The following is a 15,155-nucleotide window of genomic DNA, read 5'->3' on the forward strand; positions in this document are numbered from 1 at the left end:
TGCTAGGGGATTTCGTTCTTGTTATGTCCTGCTATGGACCTAGAAATACCCCAAGGTGTAACGCGTTGCAGCAGGTGCCGGACGTCGAGAGTAGGAAAATTCGTCAATTTCCGTAAATAATTCGTTACGGTTTGTCCGCTATGGCGCAGGTATTGCGATTTGCGGGGTTGAATTGGCTCACAGGTGTCACATAATCTTGACAGCTATCTGAGTGGCTCGGCAAATAATTAGGGCCGAGAGCGCTGCCAACCCCCCTGTGGGAGCGAGCTTGCTCGCGATAGCGGTGGGTCATGCAAATTATTGTCGCCTGACTCACCCTCATCGCGAGCAAGCTCGCTCCCACAGGTTATGCGTCCAGCACAAAACCTCATTCACCGCTTTTTCGGGCCTTTTATATGCGTATCAAAGTCCACTGCCAGAACCGCATCGGCATTCTGCGCGACATTCTCAACTTGCTGGTCGAGTACGGAATCAACGTCGCTCGCGGCGAGGTCGGCGGTGAGCATGGCAACGCGATCTACCTGCACTGCCCGAACCTGATCAACATTCAGTTCCAGGCCCTGCGTCCGAAATTTGAATCGATTGCCGGCGTATTCGGCGTCAAGCGCGTAGGACTGATGCCCAGCGAGCGTCGGCATATGGAGCTCAATGCCTTGCTTGGTGCCTTGGAGTTTCCGGTGTTGTCGATCGACATGGGCGGCTCGATTGTCGCGGCCAACCGTGCGGCGGCGCAGCTACTCGGGGTACGGGTGGATGAGGTGCCGGGAATTCCGCTGTCGCGTTACGCCGAGGATTTCGACTTGCCGGAACTGGTGCGCGCCAACAAATCGCGGATCAATGGCTTACGGGTGAAGGTCAAGGGCGATGTGTTTCTGGCCGATATCGCGCCACTGCAATCGGAGCATGACGACAGCGAGGCGATGGCGGGTGCGGTGCTGACGTTGCACCGCGCCGACCGCGTCGGCGAGCGCATTTATAACGTGCGCAAGCAGGAGTTGCGCGGGTTCGACAGCATCTTCCAAAGCTCCAGGGTGATGGCGGCGGTGGTGCGCGAGGCACGACGCATGGCGCCACTGGATGCGCCGCTCTTGATCGAAGGCGAAACCGGCACGGGCAAAGAGTTGTTGGCGCGGGCCTGTCACCTTGCCAGTCCGCGAGGGCAGTCACCCTTGATGGCGCTCAATTGCGCTGGTCTGCCGGAATCGATGGCCGAGACTGAATTGTTCGGTTACGGCCCCGGCGCTTTCGAAGGCGCACGGGCCGAAGGCAAGCTTGGGTTGCTGGAACTGACGGCGGGCGGCACGCTGTTTCTGGATGGTGTCGGGGAAATGAGCCCGCGCTTGCAGGTGAAATTGCTGCGTTTCCTGCAGGACGGTTGCTTCCGTCGTGTGGGCAGCGACGAAGAGGTTTATCTGGATGTGCGGGTGATCTGCGCAACGCAGGTGGACCTGTCCGAGTTGTGCGCGCGCGGTGAGTTTCGCCAGGATTTGTATCACCGTTTGAACGTGCTCTCGTTGCACATCCCTCCGCTGCGTGAATGCCTCGATGGACTGACACCGCTGGTGGAACACTTCCTCGATCAGGCCAGCCGGCAGATTGGTTGTCCGCTGCCGAAGCTCGCGCCAGCGGCGATGGAGCGGCTTAGTCATTACCACTGGCCGGGCAATGTCCGGCAATTGGAAAACGTGTTGTTCCAGGCGGTTTCGTTGTGTGAGGGCGGGACGGTCAAGGCCGAACATATTCGGCTGCCGGACTACGGTGTGCGTCAGCCGCTCGGCGATTTTTCGCTTGAGGGCGGGTTGGACGAGATTGTCGGGCGCTTTGAGAAAGCCGTGCTGGAGCGCCTGTATTCCGAGCATCCGAGCAGCCGGCAACTGGGCAAGCGGTTGGGGGTTTCGCACACCACCATTGCCAATAAATTGCGTGAGTACGAAGTCGGCAAAGAGCCCGGCTCCTGACTGATCGTTCCCACGCTCTGCGTGGGAATGCCTCAACGGACGCTCCGCGTTCGGCTCTTGATGGGACGCGGAGCGTCCCGGGCTGCATTCCCACGCAGAGCGTGGGAACGATCATATGGACAACGGCATTTAAGATTGCCGCGAAGCGGCATAACACCGCCGGTTTTTCGACTTTGACACAATCCTCCATTCCCCTCTGAAACCCCTAAAGTCCTTTGTTTGCCGGGTCCGGCACCGCCAGAAAAAAGTTGGTCTGCAAATTGCTTGTCGCTCAACAGTACAGCGGTGGGCGGCAAACGTCCGGCATGCAGAGGAAAGAGTGTGGACAAGTACCTTTATGTGGCAATGACCGGCGCCAGCCAGAATGCACTGGCGCAGAAGGCTCATGCCAACAACCTGGCAAACATCTCCACCAACGGTTTTCAGAAAGACCTGGAACAGGCTCGTTCGATGCCGGTGTTTGGTGACAGCTTTCCGGCGCGTGCCTTTGCCATGACCGAGCGTCCGGCCACCGACTTCTCGTCAGGTTCGATGGTAGAAACCGGCCGTGATCTGGATGTTGCAGTGACCGGCGATGGCTGGATTGCCGTGCAAAGCCCTGACGGCAGCGAAAGTTACGTGCGCACCGGTAGCCTGGACGTTGACGCCTTGGGCGTGCTGCGGGCCGGCAACGGTATGCCGGTGATGGGCAATGGCGGGCCGATCGCCGTGCCGCCCGAGCAGAAAATCGAAGTGGGCGAGGACGGCACCATCAGTATTCGTTCGATGGGTGAAGGCCCACGGGTGATCGCTCAAGTCGACCGTATCAAACTGGTCAACCCTGACCCGAAGAACATGACCAAAGGCCTGGATGGTTCAATCCACACCAAGGACGGCAAGCCGGCGCAAGCCGATGCGAGCGTCAAGCTGGTGTCCGGGTTCCTTCAGTCGAGCAACGTCAATGCCGTGGAAGAAATGACCTCGGTGCTGGCCTTGTCGAAGCAATTCGAGCTGCACATCAAGATGATGAACACCGCCAAAGACGATGACCAGGCCATGGCTCGGGTCTTGCAGATCAGCTAATTACCAGAACGTCGCGCCGTAAAACAGGCGCACGAGGAGAATCGAAATGCTTCCGGCTCTATGGGTTGCCAAAACAGGTCTGTCCGCCCAGGACACCAACCTGACCACCATTTCCAACAACCTGGCGAACGTATCGACCACGGGTTTCAAACGTGACCGCGCCGAGTTCCAGGATTTGCTGTACCAGATCAAACGCCAGCCTGGCGCCCAGTCGACCCAGGACAGCGCACTGCCGACCGGTCTGCAAGTGGGTACCGGTGTGCGCATTGTCGGCACCCAGAAAAACTTCACCGCCGGCAGCCTGCAGACCACTGAGCAGCCACTCGACCTGGCGGTCAATGGTCGCGGCTTCTTCCAGATCCTGCAGCCGGATGGCACCACGTCCTACACCCGTGACGGCACGTTCCACCTCGATTCCAACGGTCAGGTCGTGAATGCCAGCGGTTTCGCCCTGGAACCGGCGATCGTCGTTCCGAACAACGCCCAGAGCTTTACGGTCGGTACGGACGGCACGGTGTCCATCACCGTTCCCGGCAGCGCGGCCTCTCAGGTGATCGGCAACCTGCAAACCGCCGACTTCATTAACCCGGCCGGTCTGCAAGCGGTCGGTAACAACCTGTTCCAGGAAACCGCGGCCAGCGGCGCGCCACAAGTCGGCACCCCGGGCCTGAACGGTTTCGGTACCACGCTGCAGAACACCCTGGAAGGGTCCAACGTCAGCACCGTTGAAGAGATGGTCAACATGATCACCACTCAGCGCGCTTACGAGATGAACTCCAAGGTGATCTCCACCGCCGACCAGATGCTCTCGTTCGTAACGCAGAATCTGTAATCAAGTCTATGAGGCGGCATGAAGCCGCCTGCAGCACCGTGAGGTAGGGTCATGAATCGCTTTGTATCTGTTCTGGCACTGAGTGGGGTGGTCTCGCTTGCAGGCTGCGTCGCGCCGACGCCCAAGCCCAATGACCCTTATTACGCCCCGGTGTTGCCGCGCACGCCGTTGCCGGCTGCCGCCAACAACGGCTCGATCTATCAGGCCGGTTTCGAACAGAACCTGTACAGCGACCGCAAGGCATTCCGGGTCGGTGACATCATCACCATCACCCTGAACGAGAAGACCCAGGCCAGCAAGAACGCCAACTCCCAGGTCGGCAAGACCAGCAAGACCAGCATTGGCCTGTCCTCACTGTTTGGCAGTACGCCCAACGTGAATAACCCGGTCGGCAGCGGCGATCTGACTCTGGATGCCAGCTACAGCGGCGACCGCGCAACCAAGGGCGATAGCAAGGCCGGGCAGGGCAACAGCCTCACCGGTTCGATCACCGTGACCGTCGCCGACGTGTTGCCCAACGGGATCATTGCGGTGCGCGGCGAGAAGTGGATGACCCTCAATACCGGTGATGAGCTGGTACGGATTGCCGGCCTGGTTCGTGCCGATGACATCGCCACTGATAACACGGTTTCGTCGACGCGCATTGCCGATGCACGCATCACCTACTCGGGCACCGGTTCGTTTGCCGATGCGAGTCAGCCAGGCTGGTTCGACCGTTTCTTCCTCAGCCCGCTGTTCCCTTTCTAGGTGGCTACGTTGAACTTCAAAAGTCTCATGGTGGCCGCCCTGTTGCTGTCCGCAGCCTTCAACGCTCAAGCTGAGCGCCTGAAGGATATCGCCAGCATTTCCGGCGTGCGGACCAACCAATTGATCGGTTACGGCCTGGTGGTCGGGCTTAACGGCACCGGCGACCAGACGACCCAGACCCCGTTCACCCTGCAGACCTTCAACAACATGCTCTCGCAGTTCGGCATCAAGGTGCCGCCAGGTTCGGGCAACGTGCAGCTCAAGAACGTCGCCGCGGTGTCGATCAGTGCCGAATTGCCGGCGTTTGCCAAGCCGGGTCAGCAGGTCGACATCACCGTTTCTTCCATCGGTAACTCCAAAAGCCTGCGCGGCGGCACCTTGCTGCTGACGCCGCTCAAGGGTATCGATGGCAACGTCTACGCCATCGCCCAGGGCAACCTGGTGGTCGGCGGTTTCGATGCTGAAGGTCGTGACGGTTCGAAGATCACCGTCAACGTTCCGTCGGCGGGTCGTATCCCGGGTGGTGCGTCGGTCGAGCGTTCAGTGCCGAGCGGTTTCAACCAGGGCAACAGCCTGACCCTGAACCTCAACCGTTCGGACTTCACCACCGCCAAGCGCGTGGTCGACAAGATCAACGATATGCTCGGCCCTGGCGTTGCCCAGGCCATCGACGGCGGCTCGATTCGCGTCACGGCACCTTTGGACCCGAGTCAGCGGGTCGACTATCTGTCGATCCTTGAAAACCTCGAAGTCGATCCGGGCCAGGCGGTGGCGAAAGTCATCATCAACTCCCGTACCGGCACCATCGTCATTGGCCAGAACGTGAAAGTGTCCCCGGCCGCCGTCACTCACGGCAGCCTGACCGTGACCATTACCGAAGACCCGATCGTCAGCCAGCCCGGCCCTTTGTCCAACGGGCAGACAGCCGTCGTGCCGCGCTCGCGGGTCAACGCCCAGCAGGAAGCCAAGCCGATGTTCAAGTTCGGCCCGGGCACCACCCTCGACGAAATCGTGCGTGCGGTGAACCAGGTCGGCGCGGCGCCGGGTGACTTGATGGCCATCCTCGAAGCACTGAAACAGGCCGGCGCGCTGCAAGCCGACCTGATCGTGATCTGAGGACGGCGACCATGGACATGCGCAAGGCCGGCACACTCAGTACCAGCGATTCGGGGTCCTATTCGGACCTCAATCGCCTGAACCAGCTCAAGGTCGGCGACAAGAACAGCGACGGCAACATGCGCAAGGTCGCGCAGGAGTTCGAATCGCTGTTTCTCGGTGAAATGCTCAAGTCCATGCGTTCGGCCACCGAAGCGCTGGGCAAGGACAACCCGCTCAACACGCCGGCCGCCAAGCAATACCAGGAAATGTACGACCAGCAATTGGCGATTTCCATGTCCCGCGAAGGCGGTGGTATTGGTCTGGCGGATGTGCTGATGCGCCAGATGTCGAAGAACAAACCGCTGGCGCCAGGTGAGGCTGAGGCTGCCTCTGCGGCGAAACAGGCGGCGGCGAAAGCAGCCGTACAAACCCCGATAGACGCAGGCACGACGGGCACCAATGGTCCGTTGTCGCGCCTCAATGGCCAGCGTCCATTGTGGACGTCGCGCTCGGGCAGGGTGCCGGCGCACACCGCCGATCACACGAATGATGTGGCGATGCTCAATCAGCGCCGCCTGGCGCTGCCGCCGAAACTGGCGGACCGTTTGCTCGCCGGGCTGGTGCCGTCGGTCTCCAACACCGCGGCCACTGCCGCGACCGCACAGACCAGGATCCAGTTGCCGCAGAGCGGCAAGACCGGTGCCGGCCCGCTGTTCAATGGCGATTGGCTGGCCTCGCAGACGGACACATCGTCAAAGGGGCAAATGCAGATTTATGGTCGGGCCATGGCGCAGATTCCTTTGGCACCCGCGAAAAAAGCCTTCAGCTCCGCCGACGAATTCGTCAACACGATGTTGCCACTGGCCAAGGAAGCCGCCGACCGCATTGGCGTCGATCCACGTTACCTGGTGGCTCAGGCCGCACTGGAAACCGGCTGGGGCAAATCGGTCATGCGCGCCCAGGATGGCAGCAGCAGCCACAACCTGTTCGGCATCAAGGCAGGCAGCAGCTGGAAGGGTGATTCGGCGCGAGCGATCACCAGCGAATTCCGTAATGGCGAGATGGTCAAGGAGACGGCCGAGTTCCGTTCCTATGATTCGTACAAAGACAGCTTCCATGACCTGGTGACTTTGCTGCAGACCAATAATCGCTATCAAGATGTGGTGAAGTCTGCCGATAACCCAGAACAGTTTGTACGCGAGTTGCAGAAAGCCGGGTATGCAACCGACCCGGCCTACGCCAGCAAGATTTCGCAGATAGCCAAGCAGATGACGAGTTACCAAAACTACGCTGCGGCGGGCGCTACCACCACGCCTTTATAGGCACAAGGCATAAGGTCTGAACCATGAGTTTGCTCAATATCGGGATGTCGGGTCTGGCGGCTAGCCAATCCTCTTTGTCTGTGACAGGCAACAACATTGCCAACGTCGACACCGCCGGTTATTCGCGTCAGCAAACCGTGCAGAGCACCAAGGCTTCGCAGCAGTTCGGTAATGTGTTCATCGGCACCGGGACGACCCTGGCGGACGTTCGCCGGGTCTACAACTCCTACCTCGATGCTCAGTTGCGCACCGCCACCTCGCTCAACAGCGAAGCCTCGGCGTACCAGGCTCAGGCCACTCCACTGGACGCCACGCTGTCCGATACCAACACCGGATTGACCGGCGTTCTGCAGAAGTTCTTCACCTCCCTGCAGGGTGTTTCGTCATCGGCGACCGACGATACGTCGCGCCAGTCGGTGCTGACCGGTGCCCAGGCGTTGAGCAATCGCTTCAACACCGTCGCCAAGCAATTGAATGACCAGAACACCACCCTCAATGGCAGCCTGTCCGACATGGCGACCAAGGTGAACAAGCTGGCCACGTCGATTGCGTCGCTGAACCAGAAAATCGGTGAGGTCTCCACCAGCGGCGGTCAGCCGAACGACTTGCTCGACAACCGTAACGAAGCGGTACGTCAGCTGTCCGAACTGGTCGGCGCCCAAGTGGTCGAGCGTGGCACCAGCTACGACATTTACGTCGGCAGCGGCCAGCCGTTGGTGATCGGCAACACCACCAACACCCTGGGCACCGTGCCGAGCAAAGACGATCCGTCGCGCATGGCGCTGCAAATGGATCGCGGCTCCAGCACCATCGACATCACGTCGGTGGTCAGCGGTGGCGAAATCGGCGGCCTGCTCACTTACCGCAAGGAAGTGCTCGACCCGTCGCTCAACGAGCTGGGGCGTGTGGCCCTGGTGATGGCTGACCAGATCAACAGTCAGCAGGCGCAGGGCATCGACAAGAACGGTGAATTCGGCGCGGCGATTTTCAACAACATCAACAGCGCCGCACTGATCAGTCAGCGCAGTATCGGCCAGGCGGGCAATAGCGCCGGCTCGGGCAACCTCGATGTCACCATCAAGGACACCGGCAAGCTGACCACCAGCGATTATCAGGTGACGTTCAGCACCCCTACCGACTACACCGTCAAGCGTTCTGACGGCACCGCCATGGGCGCCTTCAGCACCTTGACCACGCCGCCTCCGGTGATCGATGGTTTCAGCCTGTCACTGAACGGCGGTGCCTTGAGCGCTGGCGATACCTTCAAGGTGACCCCGACTCGCGGCGCCGCAACCAGCATCCAGACAGTCCTGACCGACCCGAAAAAGATCGCGGCGGCAGCGCCACTGAGCGGTGTGGCCAGCTCCAAAGCCACGGGCACTTACACCCAGCCGACGCTGACCAGCACGCTGGATATCTACAGCCCGACGGCCCAGGCCGACATGCAGACCGGGCTCAAGTACTCGACGCCGGTCAAGTTGACGTTCGGTTCCCCGAGCGGTGGCAGCCAGACTTACAGCCTGAGTGATGCACAAGGCAACCCGTTGGGTAGCGGCACCATTGTTCCGGGTCAGAACAACACCTTGAACCTGACAGTGCCCATGATCGATGCCAGCGGCAACCCGATCATGGGTGGCGCTCCGCCGGTGCAGAAAACGTTCACCGTGCAAACCACGGTGGGTGGTTCGCCCACCAACGGCGAAAGCTTCTCGATCTCCCTGACCGGTGCGGCATCCTCGGACAACCGCAACGCTCAAGCGCTGGTCGGTTTGCAAACCAAACAGACCGTGGACACCGGTTCGGCGAGCAAGGGCATCAGCCTGACCGACGCCTACAACACGCTGGTGACCAACGTCGGCACCAAAGCCGCGCAAGGCAAGTCTGACAGCGCCGCCACCTCGGCGATCCTGACCCAGGCCAAGGGCGCCCGTGACTCCCTGTCCGGGGTCGACCTGGATGAGGAAACCGGCAACCTCGTCAAATACCAGCAGTACTACACCGCGTCTTCGCAGATCATCAAGGCTGCGCAGGAAATTTTCAGCACGCTGATCAACAGCCTTTAAGGAGTCGTAATTCATGCGCATTTCTACCGCCCAGTATTACGAGACAACCGCTGCCAACTATCAGCGCAACTTCAACAAGGCGATCGCGACCAGCAATGAAGCCAGCAGCCTGACGCGCGTCAACACCGCCGCTGATGATCCGGTCGGTGCCGGTCGTTTGCTGCAGCTCGGTCAGCAGAGCGCAATGCTGGATCAGTACAACGCCAACATCAGTTCGACCAAGAGTTCATTGAGCCTGCAGGAAACCACCCTGGATTCCATTGGCACCGCCTTGCAGCGCGCCAAGGAAATCGCCCTCAGTGCCAACAACGGCATCGCCACCGACGACGACCGTAAAGCGTATGCCTCGGAACTGGGCCAGATCCAGCAACAAGTGCTGGGCCTGATGAACTCCAAGGATGCCTCCGGCAACTTCCTGTTCTCCGGTTCGAAAACCGACACCCCGCCTTACTCACAGAATTCCGACGGCACCTACACCTACAACGGTGACCAGACCAGCATCAACCTGGGCATCGGCGATGGGTTGACGGTGGCATCCAACACCACTGGCTGGGACGCGTTCCAGCAGACCATCAATACCAGCCGCACCCAGGCCACCATGACCGCTCCGGCGGTGGATGATGGTCGCGTGGTCCTGTCCAATGGTCAGGTCAGCAACAGCGCAACCTACGACGCCAAGTTCGCCAGCGGCCAGCCATACACGGTCACCTTCTTGAGCAGCACCCAGCTGAAGATCACCGATGGACTGGGCAACGACGTAACGACCGAGGCCAGCCAGAACGGCGCGTTCAGCAACAGCAACGGCGCCAACCAGGTGGTCAACTTTCGTGGCGTCGACCTGAACCTGAACATCAACCTCAAGCCGGGCGATGTACCGGACACAGTGATTGCCGGTCACACCTTCCAGCTGTCGGCCTCGCAGGACTCGTTCAACGCCACGCGCAGCGCCGGCAACGCGTCCACAGCCGTCATCACCGGTTCCGCCATCACTAACCCGGCGGCCTACAATGCTGCGTTCCCGACGGGTGGGGCGGTCCTCAAGTTCACCAGTCCGACAGCCTTCGACCTCTACGCTGCGCCGGTGACCGTCGACAGTCGCCCCGTGTCTTCGGGCGCCGTGGTGGCCGGTCCTCCGTCCACCGCCACTGCTGCGGGCGTGACATTCACCCTGGGCGGTGGTGCACCCGCCGCCAACGATCAGTTCGCGGTCCAGTCCAACAATCACCAGACCCAGAACGTGCTCGACACATTGGGCAAGATGATCAGCGCGATGAGCTTGCCAGTCGATGGCAACACGAACGCCAAGCAGCAATTCCAGGCGGCCATGGAATCGGGCCTCGCGAATCTGGATAGCGCCAGTAACCAGTTGGGCTCGGCCATTACGTCGATCGGTGCGCGCGGTCAGTCACTGGACGATCAGACCACGACTAACCAGAGCCTGAGCCTGGCGAATACGGCGACCCAGTCGTCGATTCGTGACTCCGACCCTGCCGAAGTCATGACGCGCCTGACCCTGCAGCAGACCATGCTGCAAGCCGCGCAACTGGCGTTCAGCAAGATCACTTCGCTGGGGCTGTTCAACAAGATCTGACGGCCGCCGGGCGCGCAAGCGTCCGGTGACCGCTGACCCTCCCATATCTACTGTCTTTTTCCGCGGTTCCAAGGGCTCGCTTTTCTGGGCGAGCTCTCGCCGCCTGCGAGTCCGCCGTGAATTCACTCCCTCTTGTCAGCCTCGTCATTCCCGCCTTCAATCCGCGCTTTTTTGGTCGGGCGTTGCACAGTGCCGTGAGCCAAGACTATGGCAATCTCGAGGTCATTGTTTGCGACGATAGCCGTGGCACTGAAATCGAAGAGATGGTCAATTCGTTGAGCGGGCAGACGGATGTCGTCGTGCACTATGTGCGCAATCCCCGCACGCTCGGATTGGTGGGAAACCTGCAAGTCTGCCTGGAAGAAGCGCAAGGCGAGTTCATCAAGTTTCTTTGCGATGATGACCAATTGTTCGCCACGTGCATCGAGCGTCAGGCACAAGTGCTCATCGATCGTGAAGATGTGAATCTGGTACTGGCCCAGCGGTTGTTCTGGGATGCCGATGATTTGCCTTTGCCTTCGCGGCTTGAAAACACACCGCTTTCCCCTGTGTGCGGGCTATTCAAGGGTGAAGACCTGCTGGCGATCTTCGAGAGTTTCCCGGTCAATATCCTCGGCGGTTTCAGCAATGCCATGTTCCGTCGTGCCGATGTACTGGAGCTGTTGCCGGCCTTGACTCAACCCGGTCATTGTTTTGTCGCGACCCTGGATTTCGCCTTGTACATGTGCCTGCTGCGGCGCGGTAATCTGGTGGTGTCCAATCATGTGTTGAGTGTCGAGCGCCTGTACCCGGAGCGTTTGAGCAGTCAACAATCGATGAGGGATTCGGTCGAGGCCGAGCGGCAATGGCTGTTGCAGATGCTCAAGGCCCGCAGCGGCGAATCTGCGCCAGCGCCGGGTTGGGTTCGCTACTTGCCGCTGACCAAGGCCGACGAGTTACCCCGGGTTTGGGAAGAGTTACCGCTGAGCCGAACCCTGGGCACCAAGCAGACCACTCAGGACTGGCATGTCGGCATTGCCAGTGTCAGTTTCTCCGAGCTGTACGCCCAGTGGCTGGCGTGCCGCTGCCTCACCGACGGTCAGCGCACATTGTTGCCCGAAACATTGGTGAGCTGGCCGCGCACGCCAAAAATCGTCCCGATCATTATTGATGAGCAGGGCAGTCGCTCAGCGGTGGACCACACGTTGCAATCCCTTGCCGCGCAAGACTATCCACCTGAACTGACACTGGTGTTGTCCTCGTCGTGCATGGAAGCCGAGCTGGATGAGCGGATTTTCCGTTTGCCGCTGCAAGATGACTGGCAGCAGCAGATCAATGAACTGTTGCCGCAACTGGACGGGGCTGACTGGTTCTACCTGCTGCGTGCCGGCGATCGCCTGGTGGCGCCGGCCTTGCTGGTAATGGCTGAGCGGATTGCCCTCTCGCGCACGCTGAAGTGTCTGTACAGCGATGAAGGTGGCCTGCGGCAGGGCGAGTCGGCCGAGCCGGCGTTCAAGCCAGACTTTAACCTGGACTTGATGCGCAGCTACCCTTATGTGGGGCGTGCGCTGGCGTTTGACCGTGAAGCGTTTCTGGCGTTGGGCGGTTTTGATTCCGTCTTTGGCGAATTGGCCCCTCATGATGTGCTCTGGCGTCTGGTCGAAAATGACGGCCCGCAAGTGATCGGACACGTTGCCGAAATTCTGCTGGAGTCGCCGTTCGATCTTGCCAAGTGGCTGTCCCAGCCCGAAGTGGTCAATAACAATCCGCTGTTGCTGCAAGCGCACCTGGACCGCATGGGCATCGCGCATGTGATTCGCGATGCGGGTTCGACGCTGCTTAACCGAGTCGACTATCACCATGAGGATCGTCCGTTAGTGTCGATCGTCATCGTTGGCAAGGATCAGACCATCGCCATGCAGCGCTGTGTCGAGAGCCTGCTGGAAAAAACCGCCTACACCGACTATGAGTTGCTGCTTGTCGACAACGGTAGCGAAAGCGCCGAGGCCCTCGCGTGGCTGGCGGGTATGGCGCAGTTGGGCAGCGAGCGGATTCGCGTGTTGACGTATCCACAGCAAGGCAATGGCGCGGCGGTGCGCAACTTCGCCGTGAAGCAGGCTGCTGGCGACTACGTGCTGATGCTTAACCCGTACACCGTGATCACCCAGAGCGACTGGCTGGATGAATTGCTCAATCACGCACAACGATCGGAAGTCGGCGTGGTGGGGGCGAAGGTGTTCAACCCGGATGGACGAGTTCTGCACGCGGGCCTGATTCTTGGTTTGCAAGGGCCGGCCGGCGTACCGTTTTACGGCGAGTCGTTGAACGCCGCGGGCTATATGTATCGCCTGCAGGTAGCCCATGACTTGAGCGCCGTCGGCGCTGATTGCCTGATGATCCGCAAAGCCGTATTTGACGCGATTGGTGGCCTGGACGAGCAGAACCTGGGCCAGAGCCTCAACGAAGTGGACCTGTGCCTGCGTGTAGGTAAGGACGGTTATCTGGTGGTCTGGACACCCTTTGCCAAACTGGCCTTGGGCGCTCAGCCGGCGGTAACGTTGTCGGAGGCCGATCAGGCCTCGCGCACTCAGGAACAGCAAGTGTTTTACAAGCGCTGGCTGCCTATCGTGGCTCGCGATCCGGCCTATAACGTCAATTTGTCGTTGCACGGGTTGGGCGGTTCGAGCTTCAGTCTTGAGCCGGGCCTGCGTGCCGGCTGGAGCCCGTTCTCGAAATCTCAGTTGCCGACAATTCTTGCACTGCCAGTCAATGCCTCGGCCATCGGTCACTACCGCGTGACGCAGCCTTTGATCGAACTGGAAGCGGCGGGCAGGGCTCACGGACGTATTCACTACAACTTGCCGTCGATCATTGAGGTCGAGCGTCAGTCACCTGACGTGATCATCCTGCAAGGTCGTTACTCCGAAGGCCCGATCAACGAGATTCCGGGCCTGATAACCTACTCCAGCGCCCGACGGATTTACGAGCTGGATGACTATGTCATCAACGTCCCCCATCGCAATGCGCATATCCGCAACATGCCGGGCAAGGATGAGATGGAGAAACTGGTACGGCGCGCGATCGGCATGTGCGACCGCGTGGTGGTCTCCACCGACGCGCTGGGTAACGCATTGTCGGACATGCATGACGACATTCGTGTCGTGCCAAACATGCTGGCCAAACACTTGTGGAGCGACATGCGCAGCCAGCGCCGTACTTCAAAAAAACCTCGGGTCGGCTGGGGCGGCGGCACCAGTCACCACGGCGACCTGGCGGTGATCGCCGACGTGGTTCGCGAACTGGCCAACGAAGTCGACTGGGTGTTCTTCGGCATGTGCCCGGATGATTTGCGTCCGTATATGCATGAGTTCCATGGTGTGATCGGGCTGGACGTCTACCCGGCGAAGCTGGCCAGCCTGAACCTGGACCTGGCGCTGGCACCGCTGGAATTCCACATCTTCAACGACTGCAAGAGCAACCTGCGTCTGCTGGAGTACGGGGCTTGCGGTTACCCGGTGATCTGCACTGATACCGAGGCTTATCGCGGGTACCTGCCATGTACCCGGATCAAAACCAACTCCACCGATGAGTGGCTGCAAGCGATCCGCATGCACCTGGCCGACCCGGACGCCAGCTACCGCATGGGCGATGAGTTGCGCGAGGTGGTTCTGCGCGACTACGTGTTGCGCGGTGACAATCTGCGCTACTGGGAAAATGGCTGGTTGGCGGATTGATCATCAGCCGGTCCCTGCCCGTTCCCTGCCAGTTGGGTGCATATCCGTTTCTGTGGTAACGGCGGCTATTGGTTCCGCCCTGACGGCGGGTCACTTGGAGAAGCGCCAAGTAACCAAGCGCTAGCGCCCCTGACGTCCGGTGCCTCGCTGTGGCTCGGCATTCCCTCACTCCGGTCCTGCTCCGTGGGCCCGCCGCCATCGGCCATCCATGGCCGGGGGCGGCTAACCCGGCATCCATGCCGGGTTGCCCACTACGCAGAACCTGCGTTCGGCCTCCCGACGGGGCAGATCAAGATCAAAATCAAAAGCGGAAGGCGAGCTAACGCTCGACCTGATGAGTGGTGACGAGCAAAAGCTGTGCGCCGATTGATCGTTCCCACGCTCCGCGTGGGAATGCATCCCGTGACGCTCCGCGTCACCATCGCGCAAGACTCAAGCCTGGTGTCGACAGCGGGACGCAGAGCGTCCCCGGCGGCATTCCCACGCGGAGCATGGGAACGATCACCACGCGCAAGCGTTGAGCAAACAGGCCGGCCGGTAGGCCGCCTCGTTTTGCTTTGGCGGTGCACGCCCCCTCGTGAGGCCGAGCGCAGGTTCTGCGCAGTGGGCACCGCGGCAAGGATGCCGCGGTAGCCGCCCCCGGCCATGGATGGCCGATGGCGGCGGGCCCACGGAGCAGGACCGGAGCGAGGGCATGCCGAGCATTAGCGAGGCACCGAACGTCAGGGGCAAAAGCGCTTGGTTACTTGGCGCTTCTCCAAGTGACCCG

Annotated in this window: 9 protein-coding genes; all 9 read left to right on the forward strand. The window is 60.5% G+C overall.

What is annotated here, in order from left to right; all coding sequences use genetic code 11:
• Positions 1-395 precede the first annotated feature (395 nt).
• Complete coding sequence (locus ACM6I0_RS19195; protein WP_414923027.1) at positions 396-1,958, forward strand: sigma-54-dependent transcriptional regulator; 1,563 nt, start codon at positions 396-398, stop codon at positions 1,956-1,958.
• 321 nt (positions 1,959-2,279) lie between these two features.
• Positions 2,280-3,020 carry a flagellar basal body rod protein FlgF gene (locus ACM6I0_RS19200; RefSeq protein ID WP_222585210.1) on the forward strand — a complete coding sequence of 247 codons (741 nt, stop codon included), beginning with the start codon at positions 2,280-2,282 and terminating at the stop codon, positions 3,018-3,020.
• Positions 3,021-3,066: 46 nt separating this feature from the next.
• Entirely contained in the window at positions 3,067-3,852 is a 786-nt protein-coding gene (flgG, locus tag ACM6I0_RS19205; RefSeq protein WP_222585211.1) for a flagellar basal-body rod protein FlgG, read from the forward strand.
• Between the two features lie 51 nt (positions 3,853-3,903).
• Positions 3,904-4,599, forward strand: a complete 696-nt coding sequence (gene flgH / locus ACM6I0_RS19210) for a flagellar basal body L-ring protein FlgH (RefSeq protein WP_222585212.1) — start codon at positions 3,904-3,906, stop codon at positions 4,597-4,599.
• Between the two features lie 27 nt (positions 4,600-4,626).
• Positions 4,627-5,715: a flagellar basal body P-ring protein FlgI gene (locus ACM6I0_RS19215; RefSeq protein ID WP_167360535.1), complete on the forward strand. Its 1,089-nt coding sequence runs from the start codon at positions 4,627-4,629 to the stop codon at positions 5,713-5,715.
• 11 nt (positions 5,716-5,726) lie between these two features.
• Entirely contained in the window at positions 5,727-7,019 is a 1,293-nt protein-coding gene (gene flgJ, locus ACM6I0_RS19220) for a flagellar assembly peptidoglycan hydrolase FlgJ (protein WP_285434533.1), read from the forward strand.
• A 23-nt stretch (positions 7,020-7,042) separates the two neighbouring features.
• Positions 7,043-9,082: a flagellar hook-associated protein FlgK gene (gene flgK / locus ACM6I0_RS19225; RefSeq protein WP_414923028.1), complete on the forward strand. Its 2,040-nt coding sequence runs from the start codon at positions 7,043-7,045 to the stop codon at positions 9,080-9,082.
• Positions 9,083-9,095: 13 nt separating this feature from the next.
• A complete protein-coding gene (locus ACM6I0_RS19230) occupies positions 9,096-10,673 on the forward strand; it encodes a flagellar hook-associated protein 3 (RefSeq protein ID WP_414923029.1) in 1,578 nt (525 codons plus the stop codon).
• Positions 10,674-10,789: 116 nt separating this feature from the next.
• Positions 10,790-14,386 (forward strand): glycosyltransferase, encoded by a 3,597-nt coding sequence (locus ACM6I0_RS19235; protein ID WP_414923030.1) that lies wholly within the window; start codon positions 10,790-10,792, stop codon positions 14,384-14,386.
• Positions 14,387-15,155 lie beyond the last annotated feature (769 nt).

This window comes from Pseudomonas sp. IT-P294 (genome assembly GCF_949767865.1).
Lineage (GTDB): Bacteria > Pseudomonadota > Gammaproteobacteria > Pseudomonadales > Pseudomonadaceae > Aquipseudomonas.

Bases quoted from the DNA above. Each gene is read 5' to 3' on its own strand.
- ACM6I0_RS19195 (WP_414923027.1), top strand. From the start codon at position 396: ATGCGTATCAAAGTCCACTGCCAGAACCGCATCGGCATTCTGCGCGAC.
- flgG (WP_222585211.1), top strand. From the start codon at position 3,067: ATGCTTCCGGCTCTATGGGTTGCCAAAACAGGTCTGTCCGCCCAGGAC.
- flgH (WP_222585212.1), top strand. From the start codon at position 3,904: ATGAATCGCTTTGTATCTGTTCTGGCACTGAGTGGGGTGGTCTCGCTT.
- ACM6I0_RS19215 (WP_167360535.1), top strand. From the start codon at position 4,627: ATGGTGGCCGCCCTGTTGCTGTCCGCAGCCTTCAACGCTCAAGCTGAG.
- flgJ (WP_285434533.1), top strand. From the start codon at position 5,727: ATGGACATGCGCAAGGCCGGCACACTCAGTACCAGCGATTCGGGGTCC.
- flgK (WP_414923028.1), top strand. From the start codon at position 7,043: ATGAGTTTGCTCAATATCGGGATGTCGGGTCTGGCGGCTAGCCAATCC.
- ACM6I0_RS19230 (WP_414923029.1), top strand. From the start codon at position 9,096: ATGCGCATTTCTACCGCCCAGTATTACGAGACAACCGCTGCCAACTAT.